Below are 24,952 nucleotides of genomic sequence, written 5' to 3' on the forward strand. Positions count from 1 at the left end.
CATCTGATTCACGCTGGTGTGCCGAGGTTTCTTCGGTCGGGTGAACTCGCGGTTTTCACCGGCAGGTGGCCGCGCGTCCGCGCTTACGCTTCCGCCGTGAGGAAATTCGCAACGATCGGCACGGTGCTCGCCGTCGTGCTCGCCGTGGCCGTCATCCCGGCCGCGTCGGCGCAGCGGCGGTCGGCGGAACCGCCCGCCGCGTGCGCGGGACTGGTGACGCAGCTCGCGGACACGCTCAAGACGGTGGTCGCACCGCTGGCCGCGAACCCGCCGGCGCCGGACAAGGCCGCCGTGCCGCTGGGCGAGGCGCTCCGCGTGCTGGTGGCGATGACGGCCGCGAAGTGCCTGCCGACACCACCGACGACCGCGCCCGCCGAGAGCCGGTTGCACGGGCCGGAGCTGTGCCTGTCGCAGGACCTGGCCATGTTCGCCGGCGCGTTCAGCGTGTTGAGCAAGATCGTGCCCGGCGCCGTGGCGCCGGATCCGGGGAAGCTGCGCGCCGAAGTGCAGACGTGGTTGAAGCTGGTGAACGAGGCCCTGAAGACCTGCGGCCTGCCCGTGCCGGAGGGCGGCATGCCGACCATGCCGGATCAACCCGCATAGATCGGAGTCGGCGATGTGCGGCGTCATCTACCTCGGCGATCGAAGGGTCGAGATCCCTTGCCTGGTGCTGGATCCGCTCTGGTGGCGGCATCCGTGGCCGCCGATCGACTTCACGCAGATCGGTCTGGGCGAGGACACCGCGGGGCCGCTTCCCGAGCCGTGGAAGGTGGAGCTGACCAAGCTCGGTGAGATGTTGGCGGCTGCCGGTCGGTTCAGGGATGACGGGCAGGCTGATCGCCTCGGTGCGGTCATCGTCGAGGTCGGTAACGCCATCGCCGAGCAGGAGCGAGCGGAAGTGCGGTTCGAGTGGGCCGCGCACGTGAGGTAGTGCTGCGCGAAGTCCGACCTGGAGCCGGACTTCCCCGCTCGCACCCGTGACCCGACCGATGCCGCCGGACGCAGCCCCGGCTCCGGTCAGGTGATGTTGAGCCGGGCCGTGGTTTCGGCGACCCGGGGCATCCAGCCGGCGAGTTGTTCGGCCTCGACCAGGCTCGCGCGGGCGGCCGCGTTGTCACCGGCGGCCATGTGGGCGCGGGCGATCGTGGCCAGGGCGTCGGCGCGGGCGAGACCGGTCTCGCTGGTGGCCTTGGCCTGGGTGGCGAGGGCCAGCGCGGTGGCGTGGTCGTGCTCGATCAGGGCGAGTTGGGCGAGCGTGGCCGTGAAGCGGTGGCGGGGGTAGCCGAACTTCATCGCGCCGTCCGCCGCGCGTTTCGCCGCGGGCACGCCGACGTCCGCGGGCAGTTGGCCGCCCTCGACCGCGTTCGCCGTGGAGCCGGCCATCGCGGCGAGCACGAACGCCATGTCGCGCGGCTCCAGGTCGGTGCGCCCGACCAGGCCGCTGACCAGGTGCAACGCCTCGCCGTAGCGGGCGCGCAGCGTCAGCACGGAGGACCGCGCGCCGATCGCGACCAGCAGCGTGGGGTGGCGCTCGACCAGTTCGTCGGCCAGCGCCTCGGCCCGGTCGAGGTCGCCGACTTCGAGCGCGTCGGTGACCTCGTTGACCAGGGGGGTCGCCTCGTACTCGGCCGCCGTGCGGCCGGACACGCGGGGCAGGGCGAACAGGAACCAGCCGGGTGAGGTGGTGCCCGCGCCGCGTCGTGGCCACAGGCCGTTGAGCAGCACGGCCGTGCCCGCGACCGCGAAACCGCGCAGGAACGGCTGGTCCGCGCCCGACCAGCCGAGCGCGCCGAGCCAGGCCACCGCCACGACCACCGCGGCCACGACGGCCGACGTGAGCCCGGTCAGCCACAGCCGGCGGCGGACCGGCGCCTTGATCGACGTGAGGCCGACCGACATCAGCAGCGGGATCGTCCGCCACACCACCCGAAGGTGGGGCTTCGTCCACGTGCGGATCTCGCCGCCGACGCCGATCTCGACCAACGGCACCCGCACGTGGAACAGCCGTGCGCCGGCCAGCAGGCCGAGTTGGAGCGCCACGTTGACCGCCCACGTCCCCACCGCGGCCCCGCCGAACGTCGCGACACCCGGCCGCCAGACCACGAGGACGACCAGGGCCAACCCGGTCAGCGCTTTCCACACGAACCTGGAGACGCTGCCGCCGGCCTCCTGGTTCCCGAACGCGGAACTCGGGTGTGCTGAAGGCAGGACCCGCGCGACCTGAAGGATCGACCCGCGGGTCCTGGAGGTTCGACACGCGCGTGTGTCGAACGCTCGGGTCGCGTGTGTCGGACGCTCCGGTCGCGCGGGTCGGACGCTCGGGTACGCCGAGTTCCGCGTTCGGGGCGGTCAGGTGACGGCTTGGGTGGCGCCCGGGCGCACGGGCAGGCCGGCGGCGGCGTAGCCGCGGAAGCCGCCGACCAGGTCCGTCGCACGCGGCAGGCCCACGCGTTGCAGGTCGCGGGCGGCCAGGCTGGAGGCGTAGCCCTCGTTGCACAGCACGACCACGGTGGTGTCGGCGGTGAAGCCGGGGATCCGGTGCTCGCCGTTCGGGTCCAGCCGCCACTCCAGCACGATGCGCTCCACCGGGATCGAGCCGGGGATCTCACCCTCCGCCGCCCGGTCGTGGTGCGGTCTGATGTCGACCACCAGCACGTCCGACAGCCCGGCCAGCTCCTCCGGCGACACGCGGCTCAACGACCGCCGCGCTTGTTCCAGCAACTCCTCGGCACTCACGGACCCTCCTGGTCGGCCAGAACGCGCAGCTGCTCCAACGGCAGCCGCAGGGCGGGCAGCGGCGGGATCTCCCGCGGTATGTCGGCGAGGCTCGCGTACTCCCGGGTCGGCACCAGCGGCGGCGAGTAGGCGTGCACGCTCGCCGCACCGATACTGCCCTGGTTCAGCACCCGGTGCGCACGCCCGGCGCCGAACCCCAACGCGCTGCCCACGGGCCGCCGCGCGCTGCGGATCGGCCCACCGGGGTAGCGGTAGTCCTCCGCCAGCTCACCGGTGAGCACGGTGAACGAGCCCGCCGCGCCGCCGTGGTCGTGCGCTTCGGTGCCCTGACCGGGGAGCCAGCTCAGCAGCCACAGCTCGACGCCCCCGGTCAGCCCGAGCCGCGCCCACCAGCGCCGATCGGGGTCGTACCGGAGGACGTCCAGCAGCGGGGTGGTCAGTTCGGCGGCGACGGTGGACGTCAGCTCGCGCAGCTCGCGCGGCGTCCACAGGTCGCGTTCGGGGTGGATGATGTCGCGCAGGAACCGCACGTCCAGCTTCGGGTGCAGGTCGGCGCGCGCGATCGTCGCGGTCACGTGGGTCGCTCCTGATGGCTACGGGTCGGGCGGGGTAGCGATCAAGACGCGACGCGGCGTCAACCAGGTAGGCCGGACCGGCCGCGTCGCGTCCGGCTACACCCGCACGACGCCACCAGCAGGAGGTCGATCGTGCGGTCGCACCAGGTCAGCAACGGGCGGGCCACGCCGGCATCGTGCCACGGATCGGCGCACCGCGCGCACGGCTCTCACCAGGCAGGATCGTGTCGGTGGCGGAGGCAGTCGGTCACCGACACAACTCAGTTCGGCACCCTCAGCAGCAACAGCGAGCGGCCCTCCAGCACGACGGTCGCGCCGGCCGCCAGGCTCTCCCCGGCCGCGGGCGAGCCGTCGGGGGTGGTGGAGTCGATCGTCGGCTCGTAGCGCCCGCCGTACTCGGGTCCCGGCAGCGTGACCTCGACCGGGTCCGCGCCCGCGTGCAGGAGCAGCAGCCACGAGTCGTCCGACACCAGTTCGCCGTCACGCGAGCGGGACAGGCTGTTCGACCCGTCGATCCACATGCCGAGGAACCGGCGGCCCTCGTCGAACCAGTCGGTCTCGGCCATCTCCTCGCCGTCCGGCCGGAACCACACCAGGTCGGGCGCGCCGGACGACGTGGTCCGGCCGTCGAAGAACTGCGGCTGCCGCAACGCGGGCGACGCGCGCCGCACCGCGATCACGCGCCGGGCGAACGCCAGCATCGCCTCGCCCTCGCCGCCGAGCTTCCAGTCCACCCACGACGTCTCGTCGTCCAGGCAGTACGCGTTGTTGTTGCCGCCCTGCGTGCGCCACTGCTCGTCACCGGCGGTCAGCATCGGCGTGCCGGTGGACAGCATCAGCGTGGCGAGCAGGTTGCGCGCCTGCCGGGCCCGCAGCGCCAGCACCTCCGCGTCGTCCGTCTCGCCCTCGACGCCGCAGTTCCACGACCGGTTGTCGTTGGTGCCGTCGCGGTTGTCCTCGCCGTTGGCCAGGTTGTGCTTCTCGTTGTAGGACACGAGGTCGCGCAGCGTGAACCCGTCGTGCGCGGTGATGAAGTTGACCGACTGCCACGGCCGCCGCAGGTCGTCGGCGTACAGGTCGGACGAGCCCGACAGCCGGTACGCCAGGTCGCGCACGCTGGTCATGCCGCGCCAGAAGTCGCGCACCGTGTCGCGGTACCGGCCGTTCCACTCGGCCCACTGCACGCCGAAGTCGCCGACCCGGTAGCCGTCGCCGGTGGCGTCCCACGGCTCGGCGATCAGCTTGCACCGCGACAGCACGGGGTCCTGCGTGATCGCGGTGAGCATCGCCGACGCCCGGTCGAACCGGCCGCCGCCGGGCCTGCCCAGCGTGGACGCGAGGTCGAACCGGAACCCGTCCACGCCCAGCTCGGTGGCCCAGTACCGCAGCGAGTCCGTCACCAGCCGCACGAACTGCGGCGACCCGGCCTCGGTGGTGTTGCCGCAGCCGGTGATGTCGAGCGTGCCGCCGCCGTCGATGTGCAGGTAGTAGCCGGGCGCGTCGAATCCCCGGTAGGACAGCGTCGGACCCTCCGGACCGCCCTCGCACGTGTGGTTGAACACCACGTCGATGATCACTTCGATCTCCGCGTTGTGCAGCGCGGCGACCATCGTGCGGAACTCCTCCACCTCGCGGCCCGGCTCGCTGGCGTAGGCGGGGTGCGGCGCGAAGTAGCTCAGCGGCGAGTAGCCCCAGTAGTTGTGCCTGCCGTCGCGGATCAACGACGGCTCGTCGACGAACGCGTGCACCGGCAGCAGCTCGACCGACGTCACGCCGAGCCGGGTCAGGTGCTCCAGCACGGCCGGGTGCGCCAGCCCCAGGTACGTGCCGCGCTGGTGCTCGGGCACGGCCGGGTGCCGCTTGGTGAACCCCCGCACGTGCAGCTCGTAGACCACCGCCTCCTCGAACGGCACCTCGGGCTTCACGCCGGTGTCCGGCCCGCCGGGCGAGGTGACCACGGACAGCGGCACGCTGCCGAGCGAGTCGACCGGTGACGGTCCGCCGAGCATCGGGTCGTCCACGTAGCCCAGCGCCGCGTCGAGGTCGGACAACGTCCCCGTGATCCGCGTCGCATACGGGTCGACCAACAGCTTCGCCGGGTTGCACCGCAGGCCGCGTGACGGGTCGTACGGCCCGTGCACGCGGTAGCCGTAGCGCTGACCGGGCGTGACTCCGGAGATCAGCCCGTGCCAGACGCCGAACGTGCGCTCGGTCAGCTCGACCCGCTCCTCGGTGCCGTCTTCGCTGATCAGGCACACTTCCACGGCGTGCGCGGGCGGTGCCGAGACCGCGAAGCGCACACCTCCGGCCTCGGGGTGCGCCCCGAGGGGGAACGGTCGGCCCGCGAGCAGGATCGAGTCGGCAGCCATGCGCCCGATCTTTCCAGCACACACGCTCGGTGTGGGCATGAGCGCGCTCAGGTTCACCGACCCCGCCCATACCTCCCCCCACCGGACCACCGGCGGAACGGGGTGCAGAACAATGGCGGCGGCGGCGCATCGACGGGGCGAGGGCAGGCGTGGAAAACGAAGATCTGGTCATCCACATGCAGGGTGTTTCGGTTCGACGTGGCAAGACCACGCTGGTCGGGGACGTCGACTGGAGCGTGGAGCTCGACGAGCGCTGGGTCGTGCTCGGCCCGAACGGCGCCGGCAAGACGACGCTGCTCCGGCTGGCCGGCGCGGAGCTGCACCCGACCAAGGGCAAGGTGCACCTGCTCGGCGAGCGGATCGGCCGGACCGACATGGCCGAGCTGCGGCCCCGGATCGGGCTGTCCTCGTCGGCGTTGAACGGGCGCATCCCGGCCGACGAGAAGGTGGTCGACCTGGTGGTCAGCGCCGGGTACGCGGTGCTGGGGCGCTGGCGCGAGGAGTACGACCGGCTCGACACCGGCCGCGCCAGGCAGCTGCTGGCCACGATGGGCATCGAGCACCTGGCCGACCGCACCTACGGCACGCTGTCCGAGGGCGAGCGCAAGCGCACGCTGATCTCGCGGGCGTTGATGACCGATCCGGAGATGCTGCTGCTCGACGAGCCCGCGGCGGGCCTGGACCTGGGCGGCCGCGAGGACCTGGTCGCCCGGCTGTCCGAGCTGGCGATGGACCCGGACGCGCCGGCGACGGTGCTGGTCACGCACCACGTGGAGGAGATCCCGCCCGGCTTCACGCACGCGCTGCTGCTGCGTGACGGCGGCATCGTGGCGCAGGGCCTGCTGGCCGACGTGCTGACCGAGGAGAACCTCTCGAAGACGTTCGACCAGCCGCTGGAGCTCCAACGGTCGGGTGACAGGTACTTCGCCCGCCGGAAAACTACCGAGGGGTAACCTGCGAGGCGCACCGACGTCAGGGTCGAGGAGGACCGCGTGGCTGAGTTCGTGAGGCTCGAAGTCGAGGACGGGATCGGCACCATCCGGCTGGACCGCCCGCCGATGAACGCGCTCAACCGGCAGGTCCAGGAGGAGATCCGGTCCGCCGCGCTGGAGGCCGCCGACCGGGCCGACGTCTACTCGGTGATCGTCTACGGCGGGCCGAAGGTGTTCGCGGCGGGCGCGGACATCAAGGAGATGGCCGAGCTGTCCTACGCCGAGATGGCGGCCCGCGCGGGCGCGTTCACCTCGGCGCTGCGCGCGGTGGAGGAGATCCCCAAGCCGACCGTGGCCGCCATCACCGGGTACGCCCTGGGCGGCGGGTTCGAGCTGGCGCTGTGCGCGGACCGGCGGATCGCGGGCGACAACGCCAAGGTCGGCCAGCCGGAGATCCTGCTCGGCGTCATCCCCGGCATGGGCGGCACGCAGCGCCTGCCGCGGCTGATCGGGCCGTCGCGCGCCAAGGACCTGATCTACACCGGCCGGTTCGTGGGCGCCGAGGAGGCGTTGCGCATCGGCATGGTGGACGAGGTCGTGGCGCCCGACGACGTCTACGGGGCGGCGAAGCGGTGGGCCGGCCAGTTCGTGAACGGCCCGGTGCGCGCCTACGCCGCCGCGAAGGCCGCGATCGACGGCGGGTTGGACACCGACCTCGGCAGCGGGCTGAAGCTGGAGAGCCAGCTGTTCGCGGCGATGTTCGCCACCGAGGACCAGAAGACCGGCATGGCGTCGTTCATCGAGAACGGCCCGGGGAAGGCGAAGTTCAGTGGCCGTTGATCCCAAGCCCAACCCGCACGCCACCGCCGAGGAGATCGAGGCGGCGTACAAAGACCCCAAGCTCGCGAACGTGCTCTACCACGACTGGGAAGCGGGCACGTACGACGAGAAGTGGTCGATCTCCTACGACGAGCGCTGCATCACCTACGCCACGGACCGGTTCCGCGCGGTCGCGGGTGACACCGGGCCGTACGAGCACGCGTTGGAGCTGGGCTGCGGCACGGGGTTCTTCCTGCTCAACCTGATGCAGGGCGGCGTGATCAAGCGCGGCTCGGTGACCGACCTGTCGCCGGGCATGGTCGAGGTGGCGCTGCGCAACGCCGGGCAGCTGGGGCTGCCGGTCGACGGCCGGGTGGCCGACGCCGAGCGCATCCCGTACGACGACGACACGTTCGACCTGGTGGTGGGGCACGCCGTGCTGCACCACATCCCGGACGTGCCCGCCGCGATGCGCGAGGTGCTGCGGGTGCTCAAGCCGGGCGGCAAGTTCGTGTTCGCGGGCGACCCGACGAACGTGGGCAACCTCTACGCCCGCAACCTCGGCCGGCTGACCTGGTGGCTGACCACCAACGTGACCAAGCTGGCCCCGCTCAACGACTGGCGCCGGCCGCAGGAGGAGCTGGACGAGTCCTCGCGGGCCGCGGCGCTGGAGGCCGTGGTCGACCTGCACACGTTCGACCCGTCGGACCTGGAGCGGACCGCGCGCGGCGCCGGCGCGGTCGGCGTGCGCGCGGTGACCGAGGAGCTGTCGGCGGCGTTGTTCGGCTGGCCGGTGCGCACGTTCGAGGCCGCCGTGCCGCGCGAGAAGCTGGGCTTCGGGTGGGCGATGTTCGCCTACAAGACCTGGCAGCGGCTGTCCTGGGTGGACGAGAACGTGCTGGCCAAGGTGCTGCCGCGCGAGCTGTTCTACAACGTCTCCGTGACGGGTCGCAAGCCGGTCTAGTGGCCTACGCCTTCAGCCTCGACGACGTGGCGTACCTGCGTTCGGACGCCGGGCGCGCCGCGTTGTCGGCGCTGGCCGACCTGCCGCTGACGCCCGCGTCGCGGCTGGCGGACGTGAACCGGGCCAGGCAGGTCTCGCCGACGCGCTTCGCGGCGGTGCTGGAGACGGTGCTGTTGCGGCGCAAGGCGGTCGCGAAGGTCGGTTTCGCCGACGGGCTGTTCACCTCCGACGCGTTGCAGCAGGCCACCGCCCACCCGGTGGCGGTGCACCGGGCACGTCGCTTCCGCGGTCGGGCGCACGACGTGACCTGCTCGATCGGGGCGGACCTGGCGGCGTTGCCCGAGGGTTCCATCGGGTCGGACCTGGACCCGGTGCGGCTGGCCATGGCGCGGCACAACCTGGGTGACGCGGTGCCGTTGGTGCGCGCGGACGCGTTGCGACCGGTGTCGCGCGGCACGGCGGTGCTCGCCGACCCGGCGCGGCGGGACGCGAGCGGGCGGCGCACGTGGCGGCCCTCGGACTTCGCGCCGCCGCTGGACGAGCTGGCGGAGGCCTACGCGGACCGCGACCTGGCGGTGAAGTGCGCGCCGGGCGTCGACTTCGCGGTCGCGCCGTGGGCGGACGAGGTCGAGCTGGTGTCGTTGGACGGGCAGGTGCGCGAGGCGTGCCTGTGGACGCGCGGCCTGGCCACGCCCGGCGTGTCGCGGCGGGCGACCGTGCTGCGGTCGGACGGTCCGGAGTGGACGGTCACGTCCGCCGACCCCGACGACTGCGGTGTGCGCGAGCCGGACGAGTGGCTGGTCGACCCGGACGGCGCGGTGGTGCGGGCCGGGCTGGTGCGGCACTACGCGGCCCGGCACGGGTTGGCGCAGCTGGACGAGCGGATCGCCTACCTGACCGGACCCACGCCGCCGCCGGGCGTGCGCGCGTTCCGGGTGGTGGAGCACGGGCACTACAGCGAGAAGGCGTTGCGGTCCGTGCTGCGGGCGCACGACGTGGGCCGGCTGGAGATCCTGGTGCGCGGGCTGGACGTGGACCCGAACGCGCTGCGGCCGAGGCTGAAGCTGTCCGGGTCGGCGGAGGCGACCGTGGCGCTGACGCGCATCGGCCGCCGTCCCGTCTACCTACTCGCGCACGCCGAGCGCACCTAGCCGCTCGAAGAGGAACGCGCGCAGGCCGTCGAGGTCGGCGTCCAGCGTGATGTCGAGCGTCTTGGGCGCCTCCGCCTCCAGTCGCCGGTCCACCACGAGCGCGCCCCGGTTCGGGCCGTAGGAGCAGTCGACGTCCACCGGGAACGGCGTGCCGCTCAGGATGCCGGGCCGCACCGCCTCGGCCACCGCGACCGCGTCGTGCACCGCCATGCCGTCCCAGCCGAGGAAACGCCGGTAGGTCTCCAGGTAGGAGGGCGTGAGGCCGACCAGCGTGGCGGCGACCCGCGACGTCTTCGCCAGCGCGTCCAGCCACTCGGCGCTGACCGCGCAGCGGCGGGTCAGGTCCATCGGCACCAGCGTCGTGGGCACGTCCTCCTCGACCAGCACGCGGCGGGCGGCCTCGGGGTCGCTCCAGACGTTGAACTCGGCCGTGGCGGTGACGTTGCCGCCGCTCACCCCGCCGCCCATGACGACGAGCCTGCCGATCTTCGGCTTGAGGCCGGGGTGGGCGGCCAGCAGCAGCGCGATGTTGGTGAGCGGGCCGATGGGGACGATCGTGACGGGTCGGTCGGCCTGGTCGAGCAGGTCGCGCAGCAGCGTGACGGCGTCGCGCCCGTCGGGGTCTCGGGTGGCTTCCGGCAGCGTGTCGGCGTACCCGGAGAGTCCGTCCTTGCCGTGGGCGCTGGACAGGTGCGGGTGGGGGTGGACCAGCGGCCGGGACGCGCCGACGCCCACCGGCACGTCGTCGCGGCCCAGGAGCGCCAGCAGCCGCAGGGCGTTGCGCGTGGTGTTCTCCAGCGACACGTTGCCGAAGACGGTGGTCACCCCGATCAGGTCGACCTCGGGACTGGCGGCGGCGAGGGCGAGGGCGAACGCGTCGTCCACGCCGGGGTCGGTGTCGATGATGAGGGGTGTCGTCACGGCACCATCCTGGATCACGGCCGGCACCGGGGCAGCAGCGGCGGGTTGGGCTTGCGGTGGATCGCCAGCTTGTAGGCCGGGGTCACCAGCACGTCGCCGATCGTGCCGGGCCGCACGTCGGTGAGCGTGCACAGGGTCCGGCCCCGGACCGAGTCCTGCCGCAGGATCTCCGGCCGGCGCGTGTCGTGCGCGATGAACGTCAGGTCGTGGTCGCCGGACTCGACCACGTAGCCCACCGACCGCGTGCCGTCGGTCCGCTCGACCGCCTCGACGGGCAGCCAGAACTGCACGCCGTGGAAGTTGATCGCGAGGGTGCACGCGGTCAGCGGGATGGCCAGCACGGCCGTCACCCAGCGGCGGCTGAAGCCGTGCTCCTCCCGCATGCCCCTGATCTCCAGCCAGGTGACCGCCACCCCGGCCAGCATCATCCCGGCCAACAGCAGCGGGAGCAGGGCGCAGGACAGGACGGCCGCCGCGAAGAGGGCGCCGCGGACCACGCGGCCCTTCCTGGTCTTGGGCACCACGGCGTACAGCGCGACGAACGCGAAGGCGGGCAGCACCATGAACGTGGGGCTGAAGGCGCTGAACGCGACCGCGGCGAAGTCGATGTGCCGCGCGACGATCCGGACCAGTCGGAGGTCGAAGTCGGCGAACAGCAGCGCCTTGAGCACCACCATGGCGATCGGGACGCCGGTGAGGAGCAGCGCGGCCAGCTCGAACCAGCTCCACGACCTCCCCGGTAACCGCTCGGCGGCGCGGCGGCCCCGCCCCGCCCCGACCCGGCTGAGCCTGGACCGGTCGGCGGGACGCCGGCGAACCCGGATCGGTGGCACGCGCTTCCCCCAGTGGTGCGTTCGACGGCACGGCGACCTGGCACTTTAGCGGTCGGCGGTGGAAGTTAGAGTGCCATTCGTGACGAGCATGTGGGGTGCCCCGGTGTGGACGAGGTGGCGCCGGTCGCGCCGCGATCCGGCGCAGGCCAGGTTCCTCACCCTGGCGTCGTTGCGCTGGGTCCTGCGGCACCGCGCGTACACGCCCTGGTACCTGGTGCGGTACTGGCGGTTGCTGAAGTTCCGGGTCGCGAACCCGCACGTGGTGCTGCGCGGCATGGTGTTCCTGGGCAAGAAGGTCGACCTGCACTGCCGCCCCGGCTACGGCCGGCTGGAGATCGGGCGCTGGGTGCACATCGGCGACGGCAACGCCATCCGCTGCCACGAGGGTTCGCTGCGGATCGGCGACAAGGCCGTGTTCGGCAAGGACAACACGGTGAACTGCTACCTCGACGTGGAGATCGGCGCGGCCACGCTGATCGCCGACTGGGTCTACGTCTGCGACTTCGACCACGTCACGGCGGACGTCACGCTGCCGATCAAGGACCAGGGCATCGTGAAGTCGCCGGTGCGCATCGGGCCGGACTGCTGGCTCGGCACGAAGGTCACCGTCACCCGCGGCACGCGGATCGGGCGCGGCTGCGTGATCGGCGCGCACGCCGTGGTGCGCGGCGACGTGCCGGACTTCAAGATCGCCGTGGGCATCCCGGCGAAGGTCGTCAAGGACCGCCGCGCGGACTACGAGGCCGACGCCGTGCGCCGCGCCGCCGTCGCCGACATGGCCCGCAAGGCGCAGGAAGCCCTCGAGCAGTCCCGCAACGGCTCCTAGACGGGCTGGAGCTCCTCGCCCGCCTTGCGGTCGTACTCCTCCTGCGCGGCGCGGATGTCGTCGATGTGGGTCTCCGACCACACCCTGATCGCGTCCATCAGGCCGCCCACGTTGTCACCCAGCGGCGTGAGGCTGTACTCGACGCGCGGCGGCACGCTCGGGTAGACGGCGCGGTGCACGAGCCCGGCCCGTTCCAGGTCCCGCAGGGTCTGGGTGAGCATCTTCTGGGTGATGCCGTCGAGGCGTCGCCGGAGCTCGCCGAAGCGCAGGGTGCCGGGGCGCAAGCCTCCGATCACCAGGCACACCCACTTGTTGGTGAGCAGGTCGAGCACGGCTCGTGACGCGCACGTGCGGAGGTAGGCGTCCGCGCCGCCGTGAGCGCGCAGGTCAGGGGTGGTATACACGAGGTACCTAATTACCATTCAGGTGCCTACTTCACAAGAGGTACCACTGAAGATGATCCTTTGACCATGACGAACGAGATGCGAGCGGTGATGGTCGAGGCCTTCGGCGGGCCCGAGGTCATGGAGGTGCGGACGGTCGCGCGGCCGGAGCCGGCGCGGGACGAGGTCGTGGTCGAGGTGCGCGCGGCCGGCGTGAACCCGTTCGACTGGAACGTGCGGCGGCACGGCTACTGGTTCACCACGCCGTGGGTGCCCGGCTGGGACGTCTCCGGCGTCGTGGTGGACGTGCCGGCGGGTGAGAACCGGTTCCGGGTCGGCGACGAGGTGTTCGGCATGCCCCACCTGCCGCGCGAGGCCGGCGCGTACGCCGAGTACGTGGCCGCGCCCGCGCGCCACTTCGCCCGCAAGCCCGCCGGCCTCGACCACGTGCACGCGGCGGCCCTGCCGCTGGCCGCGCTCACCGCGTGGCAGGCCCTCACCGAGGCCGCCGACGTCAAGCCGGGCGACCGGGTGCTGGTCCACGCCGCCGCGGGCGGTGTCGGGCACGTCGCCGTGCAGCTGGCGAAGTCGCTCGGGGCGTGGGTGATCGGCACCGCGCGCGCCGGCAAGCACGACCTGCTGCGCGAGCTGGGCGTCGACGAGCCGGTGGACTACACGACGCGGGACTTCGGCGAGCTGCGGGACGTGGACGTGGTGCTCGACCTGATCGGCGGCGACTACGAGCGGCGGTCGATGGGCGTGCTCAAGCCCGGCGGGCTGTACATCGGCCTGCCGGACCCGACCCGGCTGCCCGCCCTCCGCGTCATGGCGGACGAGCTGGGCGTGCGCGCGGCGGTCGTGTCCGTGGTGCCGGACCACGCCGTGCTGGAGCACGTGGCCGGACTGGTGGAGCGCGGCGAGCTGAGGGCGGTCGTCGCCGAGACCTTCCCGCTGGCGGACGTCGTCAAGGCGCACGAGGTCGGCGAGGCGAACCGGACCACCGGCAAGCTGGTGCTCACCGTCTCGGACCGCTGACCCCGCGTCCACGGCGAGGCGCTCGGCCCAGGACGCGCGGTCGGCGGTGGCCAGGGCGTCGTCGTGCGGCGAGAGCGCGCCGGACGCCCGGACCACGGCCGGCGCCGACGGCGTGCTCTCGGCGCATGGCGGAGGACTAGAGGAACACGTTGCCGGTCGGGATCTTGGGGCGGCCGAGCGGCGGGTGGTCGCGGACGGTCGTGGAGCGGTAGACCGCGGCCGTGTCCTCGGCGATCTTCGACCAGTCGAAGTCCGTGGCCAGGCGGGACTTCGCGGCGCGGGCCCGGCGGACGGCGGCGGGGCGGTCGTCCAGCACCGACCGGACCGCGCCGGCCAGGGCCTCGGTGTCGCCGGGGGCGAAGGACAGGCCCGTCACGCCGTCCAGGACGACCTCGCCGAGGCCGCCGGCGGTGGACGCGACGAGAGGCGTGCCGGCCGCCGCGGCTTCCAGCGCGACGATGCCGAACGGCTCGTACTTGCTCGGCAGCACGACCGCGTCCGCCGCCGCCAACGCCGCCGCCAGCGCCCGGTCCGACAGGTGGCCGACGAAGTCCACCGCCCGGCGCACCTTGTGCTTGCGCGCCTGCTCCACGAGCCAGTCCCGGTGCGTGCCGGTGCCCGCCACGACCAACCGGGTGCCCGGGTGGATCCGGCGGATCCGGGGCAGGGCGGCGATCAGGTCCTGCACGCCCTTCTCCCACTCCAGCCGCCCGAAGAACAGCAGCAGCGGCGCACCCGAAGGGCTGTGCGCGGCACGCGCGGCGGCCACGTCGGACGCCCGGACCCGCCACCGGCGGGGCTCGATGCCGTTGTGCAGCACCGTGACGGACGACGGCTCCACCTCGAACAGGTGCGCCACCTCCGTCCGCATCGCCGACGAGCACGTGATCAGCGCGTCCGCCCGGTTCGCCAGCCACCACTCGACCGAGTGCACCTGCTGGTTCAACGTCTGCGACAGCCACCCGCTGTGCCGACCGGCCTCGGTCGCGTGCACGGTCGCCACCAGCGGCGCGCCGCACTCCTCGGCCAGCGCGATCGCGGGGTGCGTGACCAGCCAGTCGTGCGCGTGCACGACGTCCGGCCGCCAGCCGCGCAGCAGCGCCAACCCGGCCCGCGTCATCGCGTGACCCATGGCCAGCGTCCACGCCACCAGGTCCCGCTCGAACACCAGGTGCGTCGGGTCCTCGGCCACCCGGATCAGCCGCACGCCGTCGACCACGGTGTCGGACGTGGGGTGCGTGACCGCGTCCGTCCCCGAGGGCTGCCGGCACAGCACGACCACGTCGTGCCCCTGCGCCGCCAGGTGCCCGGCCAGCGCGTGCACGTGCCGGCCCAAACCGCCGACGACGACCGGCGGGTACTCCCAGGACAACATCAGCACGCGCATGGGCCATCCTCGCATCTCTGCACCGCTACCCTGGGAAGCTCCGGAGGAATCGGGGGCACGGTCATGCAGCCTTGGGTCTGGGCGGTCCTGTTCTGCGCCGTGGTGCTGGCCATCGGCTTCACTGTCGACCGGAGGGCCCGGGCCCGGCGCGCCGGCCTCGAACGACCCGCCGACACGAAGGGCCGCTCGAAGGCGGACCCGGTGGTGCAGGCCCGGATCGACAACCCCGGTTCGGCGGGCGTCGCGCACCGCCAGCACGGCAACGACCTCTCGGGCGGCGGGGGCCTCAACTAGCCAGCCCCCGCGCGTCGAGGTGGCCGAACGGACCGTCGACCAGGCGCAGTTCGGCCGCCCGCGCACGCCCGCGTCCCGCCCGCCGCAGCGCGACGAGCTCGGCGAACCGGTCCGCGTGCACCTTGGCCCGGTACCGGGCGTAGTCGGCGGCCGAGTCCTTGGTGACCATGAACGCCCAGTCGCTGGACAACGCCAGCAACGCCTCCCGCACGGCCTGGTCGGCGACCGGGTCGCGGACCAGGCCGGACAGGTCCAGCGCGAGCAGTTCCCGCTGCACCTCCGCGTTGCCGTGCACGATGTCGCCGACCTGCGGCCCGTTCCACACCTGCCAGTCCTTGCCCGAGCCCCACGACGACGGTGGCACGTCGACCGGCGCGCCGACGTGCCCGGCCTCGACCGCGCCGCGCAACGTCGTGACCAGCACCCCGGCCTCGGGCAGCTGCCGCAGCACCGCTTCCAGCCACGCCGGGCCCTCGTGCCACCAGTGCCCGTACAGCTCGGTGTCGTACGCGGCGACCACCAGGGACGGCTCGCCGTGCTGCTCCTTCAACGCGCGCAGCCGTCGCACCACCGTGTCCACGAAGTCCGCCGCGTGCCGCCGCACGGCCTCCGCCGCCAGGTCCGGGTCGTAGGGCCGCTTGTCGGCCGGCTCGACCTTCTTGCCCGTCACCCGCGACGGCTTGAGCCCGCTGGGGTGGTCGTAGGTGTGGAAGTCCCGGTACGCCGGGTCGCCCGGGTAGCCGACCTTGGGCGACCACACCCGGTAGGACACCTCCAGGTCGCGCCCGAAGGCCACCACGTCCGACGTGCCGACCGGCCGGCCCGCGGCGGTGTCGCCGCGCAGCGCCGGGCCGTCCACCAGGAACCGCCGCACGCCCGCCCGCGCGTAGTCGTGCTCCATGCCGGGGGCGTACGCGCATTCCGGCGCCCAGATGCCCTCGGGCGTCGACCCGATCCGCTGCGCGGTGTCGACCAACCCGGTGCGCAACGAGAACGCCCGCAGCCGCGGGTCGAGCAACGGCTGGAACGGGTGCGCGGCCGGACCACCGAGCAGCTCGATCGTGCGGGAGTCCACAAGGGACCGGAGCACGGGTGAGAAACCGTGCCGCCACCGCGTTTCGAAGCGGTCCAACGCCCACGCCGACGCGCGGTGCTCGCGTGCCGCCAGGTCCGGCAGCCGGGACGACGCGCTGTGCGCGCGCAGCTGCCAGTTGCCCAGCCAGTCGTGCAGGCCCCGCAGGCTGTACGGGTCGTCGAGCTGCGCGGCCAGGACCGGCGTGACGCCCAGCGTCAGCACGTCCTCGCGGCCCTCGGCGGCGAACCGCTCCAGCAGGTCCACCACGGGCAGGTACGAGTGCGCCCACGCCTGGTACAGCCACTCCTCGCCGACCGGCCAGGCGCCGTGGTGCGCCAGCCACGGCAGGTGGCTGTGCAGGACCAGGCAGAACGTCCCCTCGCGCGTCACGGGCGCACCGCCACGGCGACCAGGTCCAGGCTCGCGTCCAGCTCGTCGGTCGTGATCTCGAAGTCCTCGCTGCGCACGGACGCCACGGCGGCCAGCAGGTCGTCGGGCCACGTGCCGCCGTCCACCACCACGGCCACCTGCGCGTCGATGACCGAACCGCCGAACCGCTCGTCCAGCGCGCGCAACGCCGGGCCGTGCCGCAGCCCGGCCAGCAGCTCGACCCGCAGCCCCGCGCCGACCAGCAGCCCGTGCAGCTCGGCCGGCGCCAGCTCGCGGGTGTGGAAGGGGTTCAGCGGTGTGTCGCGGCCGGGGGAGAAGGTGATCCGGTTCGGCGTGGTGACCAGCAACCTGCCGCCGGGCCGCAGCACCCGCGCGCACTCGGCCAGGAAGCCCTCCTGGTCCCACAGGTGCTCGATGACCTGGAGGTTCGCCACCACGTCCACGCTCTCGTCGCGCATCGGCAGCGACGCCAGGTTGCCGCGCAGCACCGAGAGCTCCGGGTACGCCCGGTGCGCGTGCGCCGCGGTCAGCCGGTCGTAGTCGAGCGCGACGACCCGCGCGGCGTGCCCGGCGATCAGCGCGGCGCCGTAGCCCTCGCCGCAGCCCGCCTCCAGCACGACCGCGCCGACGCAGTGCCGGACCAGGTCCAGGTACGCCGCCTCGTGGCGCCTGAACCAGTAGTTCTCCTCGGCGATCCCGGGCACGGTGCGCTCACCGGTGAGGGGCAGCGGCTCGACGGTCACCCGGCCAGCGTAGTTGCCCGTTACTCGCTGGTAGGCATCGCCTGTCCGTTAGGGCGTCACTGTTTCGTGTGAACTTTTCCCCGCACTACGGCGGTCTTTTGTTGCTCTGCGCATTCACAATACGCCGGTTGATTCCGGGTGAATGACTCCATCGGGTGACGTGCGTCAAATTCGCCGTGATCTTCCCTGATGGTGTTTCCCCTGCAAGCGCGGTGCTTGGACCGCGTCGCACCAGGGTAGTCGTGGGTGGTCATGTGCCGCTTGGGTGCCTTACGCTCGTACCCTCGGCCAATCTTCGAACGAGCGGGGCCGCCATGGGTGCGAAAGAGCCGGACATTGTTCCGCTGCACGCGGGTTTCGACGTGGTCTACCGGGGTTTCCACCGCCGACAGGTGATCGAGCACCTGGAGAACCTGGACGAGCAGCTCAAGTACACGACCCTCGACCGGGCCGAGGCCCTGGCCCAGGCCGCCGACCTGCGCAAGCTGCTCGAGATGACCAGGAGCGACCTGGACGCGGCCCGTGCCCGCATCGAACGGCTGGAGATGTCGCCCAACACGACCTCCGGCGCGTCCGAGCGCCTGCACCGGATGCTGACGCTCGCCGAGGACGAGGCGAACGACCTGCGGGTGCGCGCCGAGCGCGACACCGCGGCGATGCGCGAGCGCACCGAGGCCGAGCTGGCCGACCTGCGGCGCCAGGTCGAGGAGGAGCTGGCCGCGCGGCGGGCCGAGGTCGAGGCGCACGCGCGCGACCGGCGCGAGGCGGCCGACCTGCGTGCCGCCGACCTGGATCAGCGGGAGGTCGACCTGGAACGTCGTCAGGTCGAGGTCGAGGCGCACCTCCGGGCCCGCGCGGAGGAGGTGGAGGCCGAGTGCGTCGCCGTGATGGCGAAGGCGCAGCAGGACGCGGAGCAGGTGCTGCGGGAGGCCGCCGAGCGGTGTGCCCAGCTGGAGGCCGAGTCCGACGCCAAGCGCGCCAAGGCGCAGAACTTCTTCGAGCTCACCATGAACCGCCGGCGCAACGAGGCCCAGCAGCACTTCGCCGAGCAGGAGGAGCTGGCGAAGGCGCGGGCGGCGTTCCTGATCAAGCTCGCGGCCCGCGAGGCGAACCGGCGGATCGCGGAGATCCAGCGGCAGTCCGACGACTTGCGCGAACTGCGCCACCTGGTGGCCGTGCAGCTGGCGTCGGCGCGCGTCGCGCTGGAGGAAGCGGCCGACAAGGTGCCCAACCTGATCCCGGAGCAGACGACCGTCGAGCAGGCGAGTGCGGGCGAGACGGGTGTGGGCCAAGCGGGCGCGGGTCAGGCCGGCGCGGTACAGCCGGGTGCCGGCGAGGCGAGTGCGGCGCAGGCGGGGGTCGGGCACGCGGACGGGGAGCCGGTCGAACCGATCGCCGCCGAGGCGATCGTCGCCGGGAAGTCGAAGGGCGAGCAGGCGGACACCGACGACCAGCGCGTCGGTGCCTGATGGCGGCAGCGCCGGCGGACCGCCGGTCGAGTGAGGATGGGTGATGTCCGGGGTGGCGGTCGTGGTCGGGTTGTGCGCCTTGTCGTTCGCGGCGGGCTGCGTGCTGACGGCGTTCATGCTCCGCCGGGACCAACCACCCGAACCGGTCCCGCAACCGGCGCCCGCCCCGCCGATGCCCCTGTTCGAACCGCAGTTCCCGCCGGAGGACTACGCGACCAAACCGATCCACCGCAACCCGGTGATGGGCATCCCGACCGCGCTGCCCGCACCGGAACGCCCGATCCCGCGCCCGAACCTGGTCGCCGTCCCGGACCTGGTGTCGCACAACGGGAAACCCGCGCGCCAGGACGAAGTGCGCCGGATGCACGTGGTCCGCACCGAGCCCGCTGATGCGGCTGATGTCGAGTCGGCCGAGCCGGTTCCCGAAGCGGCCGACTCCGCCGAACCTGCCGAGACCGCCGAGACCGCGGAACGAGCCGAGACCGCCGACCTGGGAGAGCGCACCGAGCCTGCCGACCCGGCCGAGACCGTCGAGCCGGACTCCGAACCCGGCTCCGAACCCGGCTCGGAAGCAAGCGTCGAACCGACGGTCATCCAGGTGGTGGCCCGGCCCGAGCCCGTCGTGGTCCCGCGCGCGTTCGAAGCGGCCCGCCGGGAATCCAACCGGTAGCGGGCCGCTGAACGGCGGTGCTCAGTACGCCGGTGCGCGGGTCAGCGCTTGCGCAACTTGCGCAGCAGTTGCTGTGCCTTGGCCTTGTTGCGGGGGTCGCGCGCCGCGTGCTTGACCTGCTCGGTGACCCGGCGGCCCTGCGGACTGCGGGCGAACGCGGCGAGTTTGCTGAACAGAGATGCCATGTCCACCTCCTTCCCTGTCCGCTCAACGCTCAAACCCCGCAAGGAGTTCCCAACCCGGCTAAACCGGCGAAACGGTCACGCCCACCGCGCCCGGCCCGACGTGCGCGCCGATCGCCGAGCTGACCTGGGTCACCAGGAACCGCCGCACGTTCGGCAGCTTCGCGCGCAGCTGGTCGAGCACGGTCCTGGCGCGGTCGGCCGCGTCGAAGTGCTCGACCGCGATGTCGACCACCTCCTTGCCCGCCCGCTTGACCGCGGTGTCGATCAGCTTGCGGATGGCCCGCTCCGCGCCGAGCACCTTGTCCAGCGGCGTGATCTGCCCGTCGGCGACGGTCAGCAGCGGCTTCATCGACAGCGCCGAGCCGAGCAGGGCGGCGGCCTTGCCGATCCGCCCACCGCGCTGCAGGTACTCCAACGTGTCCACGTAGATCAGCTCGGTGCTGCGCCGGACGCTGTGCTGCGCGGCGGACAGCACGCGGTTCGCGTCACCGCCGGCGGCGGCCACCGTGGCGGCGGCGACCACCGCGTACCCGAGGCTCATGCCGCACGTCTGCGTGTCCACCACGTGCACCGGCACCTGCACCTGCGCGGCCGCCTGCCGGGCCGCCTCCACGGTCTTCGACAGCCCGGTCGACACGTGCAGCGACACGATCGCCTCGGCGCCGGAGGCCGCCGCGTCGGCGTAGTTCCAGAAGAACGCGCCGGGGTCGGGTGGCGCGGTGGCCACGTCGAGCTGCCCGCGCAGGGCGTCCACGAGCTTCGGCACGGGCACGCGGACCTCGTCGTCCACCCAGTCCCCGATGCGCACCTGGATCTGCGCGACGGTCACGCCGAGCTTCTCGGTCAACTGGGGCGGCAGGCAGGCGGTGGAGTCGGTGACAATCGCTACTCGCCGTGGCATGCGTTCGAACCTAGCCGAGTAGGGGGGAGGGTCTGTAACGCCGTCGCGCGGACTGCCGACAATGTCCGAATGGCCCGGTGAGCGCCAGTGAGCATCATCACCCGCAGTGGGTGCTTGCTGCCGTTTGCACCTCTGCTACCGGTGGGTAACATCCAGGTGGCAGACACCACCATGCCAATGCGGCGATGACATGGCAGGGTCACGAACAATCCGGCGACCGCAGGCAACTACCGTCGCCCACCCACGTCGCCGCCCGTCCGCAGGAGGTCGAAGAGGACCCATGAACATTGTCGTCCTGGTCAAGCAGGTGCCCGACACCTGGTCCGAGCGCAAGCTCGCCGACGCCGACCACACCCTCGACCGCGAGTCCGCGGACGCCGTGCTCGACGAGATCAACGAGCGCGCCGTGGAAGAGGCGCTGCTGCTCCAGGAGGCGCACGGCGGCGAGGTGACCGTCGTCGCGATGGGTCCCGACCGCGCGACCGACGCGATCCGCAAGGCGCTCTCCATGGGTGCGGACAAGGCCGTGCACGTCTCCGACGAGGCCCTGCACGGTTCCGACGCGCTCACCACCGCCAAGGTGCTGGCCAAGGCCATCGGCACGATCGAGGGCTTCGACCTGGTCATCGCGGGCAACGAGGCCACCGACGGCCGCGCGGGCGCGGTGCCCGCGATGCTGGCGGAGCTGCTGGGCGTGCCGCAGGTGACGCAGGTGCGCAAGCTCACCGTCGAAGGCGGCACGGTCAAGGCGGAGCGGGAGACCGACGAGGGCGTCGCGCACCTCGAAGCGAGCCTGCCCGCCGTGGTCAGCGTGAACGAGAAGATCAACGAGCCGCGGTACCCGTCGTTCAAGGGCATCATGGCGGCGAAGAAGAAGCCGGTCACCAAGCTCGCGGTCGCCGACCTGGGGCTGGACGCGGGCGAGGTCGGCCTCGGCGCGGCCTGGTCGCAGGTGCTGGAATCGGCCCCGAAGCCGCCGCGCGGCGCCGGTCAGCGTGTCGAGGACTCGGGTGACGGCGGTTCGAAGATCGCCGCGTACCTGGTCGACCAGAAGCTCATCTGAAGGCGAGGAATCCAATGTCTGAGGTACTCGTCCTCGTCGACCACGTCGACGGCGAGGTCAAGAAGGTCACCTATGAGCTTCTATCCGCCGCGCGCCGTCTCGGCGAGCCGGCCGCGGTGGTGGTCGGATCGCCCGGGACGGCGGGCAAGGTGAGGGAGTCGCTGGGCCGCTACGGCGCGGTGAAGGTGTACGCGGTGGAGTCCGACGACGCGGCGAACCACCTGGTCACGCCGAAGGTGGACGCGCTCGCCGCGATCGCGGCCACCGCGTCGCCCGCCGCCGTGCTGGTGTCGGCGACGTTGGAGGGCAAGGAGGTCGCGGGCCGGCTGGCCGTGCGCCTGGACTCCGGGCTGCTCTACGACGCCGTGGACCTCGACGGCGAGGGCGTCGCCACGCAGTCGATCTTCGGTGGCGCGTACGTGGTCAAGTCCAAGGTCACCAAGGGCGTGCCGGTCATCGCCGTGCGCCCCGGCGGTGTCGAGGCGTCCGAGTCGCCCGCGGACGCGGTCGAGCAGGCCGTCGAGGCGCCCGCCGCGAACCCGGCGCTGGTCACCAGGGTGACCGGGCGCGAGCCGGTCGCCGGTGGCGACCGCCCCGAGCTGACCGAGGCGTCGGTCGTCGTGTCCGGTGGTCGTGGCGTGGGCAGCGCGGAGAGCTTCGAGGTCGTGGAGAAGCTGGCCGACAGCCTCGGCGCGGCGGTCGGCGCGTCCCGAGCCGCCGTGGACTCCGGCTACTACCCGCACCAGTTCCAGGTCGGCCAGACCGGCAAGACGGTCTCGCCGCAGCTGTACATCGCGCTGGGCATCTCCGGCGCGATCCAGCACCGGGCGGGCATGCAGACGTCCAAGACCATCGTCGCGGTCAACAAGGACCCGGAGGCGCCGATCTTCGAGATCGCCGACTTCGGCGTGGTCGGCGACCTGTTCGCGGTCGCGCCGCAGCTGACCGACGAGGTCGGCAAGCGCAAGGGCTGACCTGCGGGTTCGTTCGCAGTCCCGGTCGAGGGCCGCTCCGCTTCGCGCGGGGCGGCCCTCGTGCCGTCGGCGGCCTCACCGTGCCTTAACCGACCTGCCACTGAGGCGTCATCGGAACGACCTGCTCCCGGTCGCCAACCGGTCGGTAGACCAGACCCATGACGCAGCCGCAACTGCTTGTCAGCACCGGTGACGCCGCTACCGACGCGCCGCGCTACTCCCTGCTGGTCGCGCGTGACAGCGACGAGGTCGTGGCCGCGCAGCGGCTGCGGCACCAGGTGTTCGCCTCCGAGATGGGCGCCGTGCTGCACAGCTCCGTGCCGGGGCACGACGTCGACTACTTCGACCGGTTCTGCGACCACCTGGTCGTGCGCGACGACCGGACCGGCGACATCGTCGGCACCTACCGGATGCTGCCGCCCGAGCGCGCCGCCGAGGCTGGCCGGCTGTACTCCGACGGCGAGTTCGACCTGTCCGCCCTCGACGCCCTGCGGCCCTCGCTCGTGGAGACCGGCCGGTCGTGCGTGCACCCCGACCACCGCAACGGGGCCGTGGTGTCGCTGGTGTGGGCCGGCATCGCCCGGTACATGCTGCTGTCCGGGCACTCGTGGCTGATCGGCTGCGCCTCCGTGCCGCTGCACGACGGCGGCTCGTTCGCGGCGGGGGTGTGGGACGTCGTGCGGGCCAAGCACCACGCGCCCGAGGAGTACCGGGTGGAGCCGCTGACGCCGTGGGACGTCGACGCCGTGGCGCGGCCGGACCGGACCGTGCTGCCGCCGTTGCTGAAGGGCTACCTGCGGCTGGGCGCGTGGGTGTGCGGGCGGCCCGCGCTGGACGCCGACTTCGGCGTGGCCGACCTGCCCGTGCTGCTCGGGATGGACCGGGTCGACCAGCGCTACCTGAAGTTCTTCCTCGGGGAGACGGCGTGAGCAAGCACGCGTGGATGCCCGTGTCGCCGTGCGGCGACGGGTGCGTGGACCACTCGACGGCGTCGGTCGGCCGGGTCCGGGTGGCGTGGCGGGTGCTGGCCGCCTCGGCCGTGATGCTGTCCGGGCTGTTCGTGGTGCTCGCCGTCCTGTGCGTGCGCGGGCAGGCGCGTTCGGCGCTGCTGCGGCGCTGGTTCCGGGCCCTGCTCGGCGCGTTCGGCGTGCGGCTGCGGCAGGTCGGGCCGGTGTTCCAGGACAACCCGGGACGTGGCGTGCTGGTGGTGTCCAACCACGTGTCCTGGCTGGACGAGCTGGCGATCGACGCGGTGCAGCCCATCAGGATGGTGGCCAAGCGGGACATCCGGGACTGGCCGGTGCTCGGCAGGCTGATCACCGCCGCCCGCACGGTGTACCTGGACCGGGAGCGGCTGTCGCTGCTGCCCGGGACGGTGGCCGAGCTGGCGGCGGCGCTGCGGGAGGGCGCGGCGGTGGGCATCCACGCCGAGGGCACGACGTGGTGCGGCGTGGCGTCCGGGCGCTACCGGCCGGCGCTGTTCCAGGCCGCGCTGGACGCCGGTGTGCCCGTGCGGCCGGTGGTGCTGCGGTACTCGCAGGGTTCGGAGACGTCCACCCGGCCCGCGTTCGTGGGTTCCGACACGCTGGTCGACTCGATGCGGCGGGTGCTGCGCTCGCGCGGGCTGGTGGTGGAGGTGCGCGTGCTGGACGAGGTCGCGCCCGGTCGGGCGGCGACGCGCCGCGAGCTGGCGGCGCTCGTGCAGCAGGAGGCCGAACGGGTGGCGCACGGGGCGGTAGAGGTGCCCTCGCCGCGCCGGCACGCCGCTGTGACGACCGCTCAGGCCGCCTGACGGGTCCGCGGGTGGCCTGGCTCCTGGGGGCAGGCCACCCGCCGGCTCAGGGGAACCTCAGCAGGCCTTCACCGACACGGCGTGGACCCGGCCGGAGATGTTGTAGATGGTGACCTTGCCCCAGCCGCCGCTCTTGGTCACGTTGTAGGTGTAGCCCGACTGCACCCGCTGGCTGCGCTTCGCGCCGGCCGGGACGTTCGACTCCTGCACGACGAGCGTGCCCGACTTCGACCCGCTGGCGTAGATGATCGAGTACAGCCGGGCGCCGCTGCAGTTGTTGGTCCAGTTGATGTAGCCGTAGCTCGCGGCGGACGCGGGAACCGCCGTGACGGCGAGTCCGCCGAGGGCCAGGCCCAGCGACGCGAGCAGGACGGTCAAGCGTTGACGCACGGGTTCTCCTTCGGGCACGAATGGATCACCCGCGAAGCTAATGCCGTGACACCGCCCGCCACGTCGGTCGTTCGC

Annotated in this window: 28 protein-coding genes; 15 read left to right on the forward strand and 13 right to left on the reverse strand. The window is 72.6% G+C overall.

The genetic code is table 11. The features are described 5' to 3' along the window. Positions 1 to 96: 96 nt before the first annotated feature. A complete protein-coding gene (locus AB0I91_RS15595) occupies positions 97 to 603 on the forward strand; it encodes a hypothetical protein (protein WP_498774951.1) in 507 nt (168 codons plus the stop codon). Between the two features lie 13 nt (positions 604 to 616). Beyond that, entirely contained in the window at positions 617 to 931 is a 315-nt protein-coding gene (locus AB0I91_RS15600; RefSeq protein ID WP_498774949.1) for a hypothetical protein, read from the forward strand. An 86-nt stretch (positions 932 to 1,017) separates the two neighbouring features. On the opposite strand, the gene AB0I91_RS15605 is transcribed toward AB0I91_RS15600, so the two are convergent. From AB0I91_RS15605 to glgX, 4 genes are all read right to left on the reverse strand, one after another. Further along, the gene (locus tag AB0I91_RS15605) at positions 1,018 to 2,142 is read right to left on the reverse strand and encodes a hypothetical protein (protein ID WP_499637278.1); all 1,125 of its coding nucleotides are present in this window, start codon (positions 2,140 to 2,142) and stop codon (positions 1,018 to 1,020) included. A 207-nt stretch (positions 2,143 to 2,349) separates the two neighbouring features. Continuing rightward, positions 2,350 to 2,736: a rhodanese-like domain-containing protein gene (locus tag AB0I91_RS15610; RefSeq protein WP_498774945.1), complete on the reverse strand. Its 387-nt coding sequence runs from the start codon at positions 2,734 to 2,736 to the stop codon at positions 2,350 to 2,352. Next, positions 2,733 to 3,311, reverse strand: coding sequence for a cysteine dioxygenase (locus tag AB0I91_RS15615; RefSeq protein ID WP_498774943.1), 579 nt, complete (start codon positions 3,309 to 3,311; stop codon positions 2,733 to 2,735). Before AB0I91_RS15615 ends, AB0I91_RS15610 begins: the two co-directional genes overlap by 4 nt. Positions 3,312 to 3,571: 260 nt before the next feature. Further along, positions 3,572 to 5,680 (reverse strand): glycogen debranching protein GlgX, encoded by a 2,109-nt coding sequence (glgX, locus tag AB0I91_RS15620; protein ID WP_498774941.1) that lies wholly within the window; start codon positions 5,678 to 5,680, stop codon positions 3,572 to 3,574. A gap of 176 nt (positions 5,681 to 5,856) precedes the next feature. Between glgX and AB0I91_RS15625 the strand changes: the two genes are divergently transcribed. Genes AB0I91_RS15625 through AB0I91_RS15640 form a run of 4 tightly spaced genes read left to right on the forward strand, consistent with a single transcriptional unit; the run spans position 5,857 to position 9,546 of the window. After that, a complete protein-coding gene (locus AB0I91_RS15625) occupies positions 5,857 to 6,633 on the forward strand; it encodes an ABC transporter ATP-binding protein (RefSeq protein WP_498775216.1) in 777 nt (258 codons plus the stop codon). Between the two features lie 39 nt (positions 6,634 to 6,672). Next, positions 6,673 to 7,452, forward strand: a complete 780-nt coding sequence (locus AB0I91_RS15630) for an enoyl-CoA hydratase/isomerase family protein (RefSeq protein ID WP_499607091.1) — start codon at positions 6,673 to 6,675, stop codon at positions 7,450 to 7,452. Continuing rightward, positions 7,442 to 8,395 carry a class I SAM-dependent methyltransferase gene (locus AB0I91_RS15635; RefSeq protein ID WP_498774937.1) on the forward strand — a complete coding sequence of 318 codons (954 nt, stop codon included), beginning with the start codon at positions 7,442 to 7,444 and terminating at the stop codon, positions 8,393 to 8,395. Before AB0I91_RS15630 ends, AB0I91_RS15635 begins: the two co-directional genes overlap by 11 nt. Further along, positions 8,395 to 9,546, forward strand: a complete 1,152-nt coding sequence (locus AB0I91_RS15640; protein WP_499607088.1) for a THUMP-like domain-containing protein — start codon at positions 8,395 to 8,397, stop codon at positions 9,544 to 9,546. The genes AB0I91_RS15635 and AB0I91_RS15640 overlap by 1 nt, the downstream gene beginning before the upstream one ends. On the opposite strand, the gene AB0I91_RS15645 is transcribed toward AB0I91_RS15640, so the two are convergent. Continuing rightward, entirely contained in the window at positions 9,520 to 10,467 is a 948-nt protein-coding gene (locus AB0I91_RS15645) for a nucleoside hydrolase (RefSeq protein WP_499637280.1), read from the reverse strand. The genes AB0I91_RS15640 and AB0I91_RS15645 overlap by 27 nt on opposite strands. Before the next feature lie 14 nt (positions 10,468 to 10,481). Then, positions 10,482 to 11,300: a hypothetical protein gene (locus AB0I91_RS15650; protein WP_498774931.1), complete on the reverse strand. Its 819-nt coding sequence runs from the start codon at positions 11,298 to 11,300 to the stop codon at positions 10,482 to 10,484. A 79-nt stretch (positions 11,301 to 11,379) separates the two neighbouring features. On the opposite strand from AB0I91_RS15650, the gene AB0I91_RS15655 reads away from it, so the two are divergent. Beyond that, positions 11,380 to 12,126 carry an acyltransferase gene (locus tag AB0I91_RS15655; RefSeq protein ID WP_498774929.1) on the forward strand — a complete coding sequence of 249 codons (747 nt, stop codon included), beginning with the start codon at positions 11,380 to 11,382 and terminating at the stop codon, positions 12,124 to 12,126. Here AB0I91_RS15655 and AB0I91_RS15660 read toward each other — a convergent pair. Next, complete coding sequence (locus AB0I91_RS15660) at positions 12,123 to 12,530, reverse strand: winged helix-turn-helix transcriptional regulator (protein ID WP_498774927.1); 408 nt, start codon at positions 12,528 to 12,530, stop codon at positions 12,123 to 12,125. The genes AB0I91_RS15655 and AB0I91_RS15660 overlap by 4 nt on opposite strands. Positions 12,531 to 12,596: 66 nt before the next feature. Between AB0I91_RS15660 and AB0I91_RS15665 the strand changes: the two genes are divergently transcribed. Then, positions 12,597 to 13,544 carry an NADP-dependent oxidoreductase gene (locus AB0I91_RS15665; RefSeq protein WP_499637282.1) on the forward strand — a complete coding sequence of 316 codons (948 nt, stop codon included), beginning with the start codon at positions 12,597 to 12,599 and terminating at the stop codon, positions 13,542 to 13,544. 136 nt (positions 13,545 to 13,680) lie between these two features. Here the strand turns inward: AB0I91_RS15665 and AB0I91_RS15670 are convergent, their stop codons facing one another. Next, positions 13,681 to 14,931, reverse strand: a complete 1,251-nt coding sequence (locus AB0I91_RS15670; RefSeq protein WP_498774923.1) for a glycosyltransferase family 4 protein — start codon at positions 14,929 to 14,931, stop codon at positions 13,681 to 13,683. A gap of 63 nt (positions 14,932 to 14,994) precedes the next feature. Between AB0I91_RS15670 and AB0I91_RS15675 the strand changes: the two genes are divergently transcribed. Beyond that, positions 14,995 to 15,225 (forward strand): hypothetical protein, encoded by a 231-nt coding sequence (locus AB0I91_RS15675; protein WP_498774921.1) that lies wholly within the window; start codon positions 14,995 to 14,997, stop codon positions 15,223 to 15,225. Here the strand turns inward: AB0I91_RS15675 and AB0I91_RS15680 are convergent. Both AB0I91_RS15680 and AB0I91_RS15685 read right to left on the reverse strand, forming a co-directional pair. Next, a complete protein-coding gene (locus tag AB0I91_RS15680) occupies positions 15,218 to 16,690 on the reverse strand; it encodes a 1,4-alpha-glucan branching protein domain-containing protein (protein WP_499637285.1) in 1,473 nt (490 codons plus the stop codon). The two genes, AB0I91_RS15675 and AB0I91_RS15680, sit on opposite strands and share 8 nt — an antisense overlap. Continuing rightward, positions 16,687 to 17,433, reverse strand: coding sequence for a class I SAM-dependent methyltransferase (locus AB0I91_RS15685; protein WP_499607070.1), 747 nt, complete (start codon positions 17,431 to 17,433; stop codon positions 16,687 to 16,689). Before AB0I91_RS15685 ends, AB0I91_RS15680 begins: the two co-directional genes overlap by 4 nt. 314 nt (positions 17,434 to 17,747) lie before the next feature. Between AB0I91_RS15685 and AB0I91_RS15690 the strand changes: the two genes are divergently transcribed. Together AB0I91_RS15690 and AB0I91_RS15695 are read left to right on the forward strand one after the other, a co-directional pair. After that, positions 17,748 to 18,902 carry a hypothetical protein gene (locus tag AB0I91_RS15690; protein WP_499607067.1) on the forward strand — a complete coding sequence of 385 codons (1,155 nt, stop codon included), beginning with the start codon at positions 17,748 to 17,750 and terminating at the stop codon, positions 18,900 to 18,902. Between the two features lie 43 nt (positions 18,903 to 18,945). Next, positions 18,946 to 19,572 carry a hypothetical protein gene (locus AB0I91_RS15695; RefSeq protein ID WP_499637287.1) on the forward strand — a complete coding sequence of 209 codons (627 nt, stop codon included), beginning with the start codon at positions 18,946 to 18,948 and terminating at the stop codon, positions 19,570 to 19,572. A gap of 41 nt (positions 19,573 to 19,613) precedes the next feature. On the opposite strand, the gene AB0I91_RS15700 is transcribed toward AB0I91_RS15695, so the two are convergent. Beyond that, positions 19,614 to 19,757, reverse strand: a complete 144-nt coding sequence (locus AB0I91_RS15700) for a hypothetical protein (RefSeq protein ID WP_498774911.1) — start codon at positions 19,755 to 19,757, stop codon at positions 19,614 to 19,616. 58 nt (positions 19,758 to 19,815) lie between these two features. Beyond that, a complete protein-coding gene (locus AB0I91_RS15705; RefSeq protein WP_498774909.1) occupies positions 19,816 to 20,658 on the reverse strand; it encodes a DegV family protein in 843 nt (280 codons plus the stop codon). Positions 20,659 to 20,938: 280 nt separating this feature from the next. On the opposite strand from AB0I91_RS15705, the gene AB0I91_RS15710 reads away from it, so the two are divergent. The 4 genes from AB0I91_RS15710 (at position 20,939) to AB0I91_RS15725 (ending at position 24,487) form a co-directional block, all read left to right on the forward strand. Further along, entirely contained in the window at positions 20,939 to 21,721 is a 783-nt protein-coding gene (locus tag AB0I91_RS15710; protein WP_498774907.1) for an electron transfer flavoprotein subunit beta/FixA family protein, read from the forward strand. A gap of 14 nt (positions 21,722 to 21,735) precedes the next feature. Beyond that, positions 21,736 to 22,695, forward strand: coding sequence for an electron transfer flavoprotein subunit alpha/FixB family protein (locus AB0I91_RS15715; RefSeq protein WP_498774905.1), 960 nt, complete (start codon positions 21,736 to 21,738; stop codon positions 22,693 to 22,695). A gap of 158 nt (positions 22,696 to 22,853) precedes the next feature. Next, positions 22,854 to 23,624, forward strand: coding sequence for a GNAT family N-acetyltransferase (locus AB0I91_RS15720; protein ID WP_498774903.1), 771 nt, complete (start codon positions 22,854 to 22,856; stop codon positions 23,622 to 23,624). Next, entirely contained in the window at positions 23,621 to 24,487 is an 867-nt protein-coding gene (locus AB0I91_RS15725) for a lysophospholipid acyltransferase family protein (RefSeq protein ID WP_498774901.1), read from the forward strand. The genes AB0I91_RS15720 and AB0I91_RS15725 overlap by 4 nt, the downstream gene beginning before the upstream one ends. A 57-nt stretch (positions 24,488 to 24,544) precedes the next feature. On the opposite strand, the gene AB0I91_RS15730 is transcribed toward AB0I91_RS15725, so the two are convergent. Beyond that, complete coding sequence (locus tag AB0I91_RS15730) at positions 24,545 to 24,877, reverse strand: hypothetical protein (RefSeq protein WP_498774899.1); 333 nt, start codon at positions 24,875 to 24,877, stop codon at positions 24,545 to 24,547. Between the last annotated feature and the right edge of the window lie 75 nt (positions 24,878 to 24,952).

It is taken from the genome of Actinosynnema sp. NPDC049800 (genome assembly GCF_040656635.1).
Classification (GTDB): domain Bacteria; phylum Actinomycetota; class Actinomycetes; order Mycobacteriales; family Pseudonocardiaceae; genus Actinosynnema.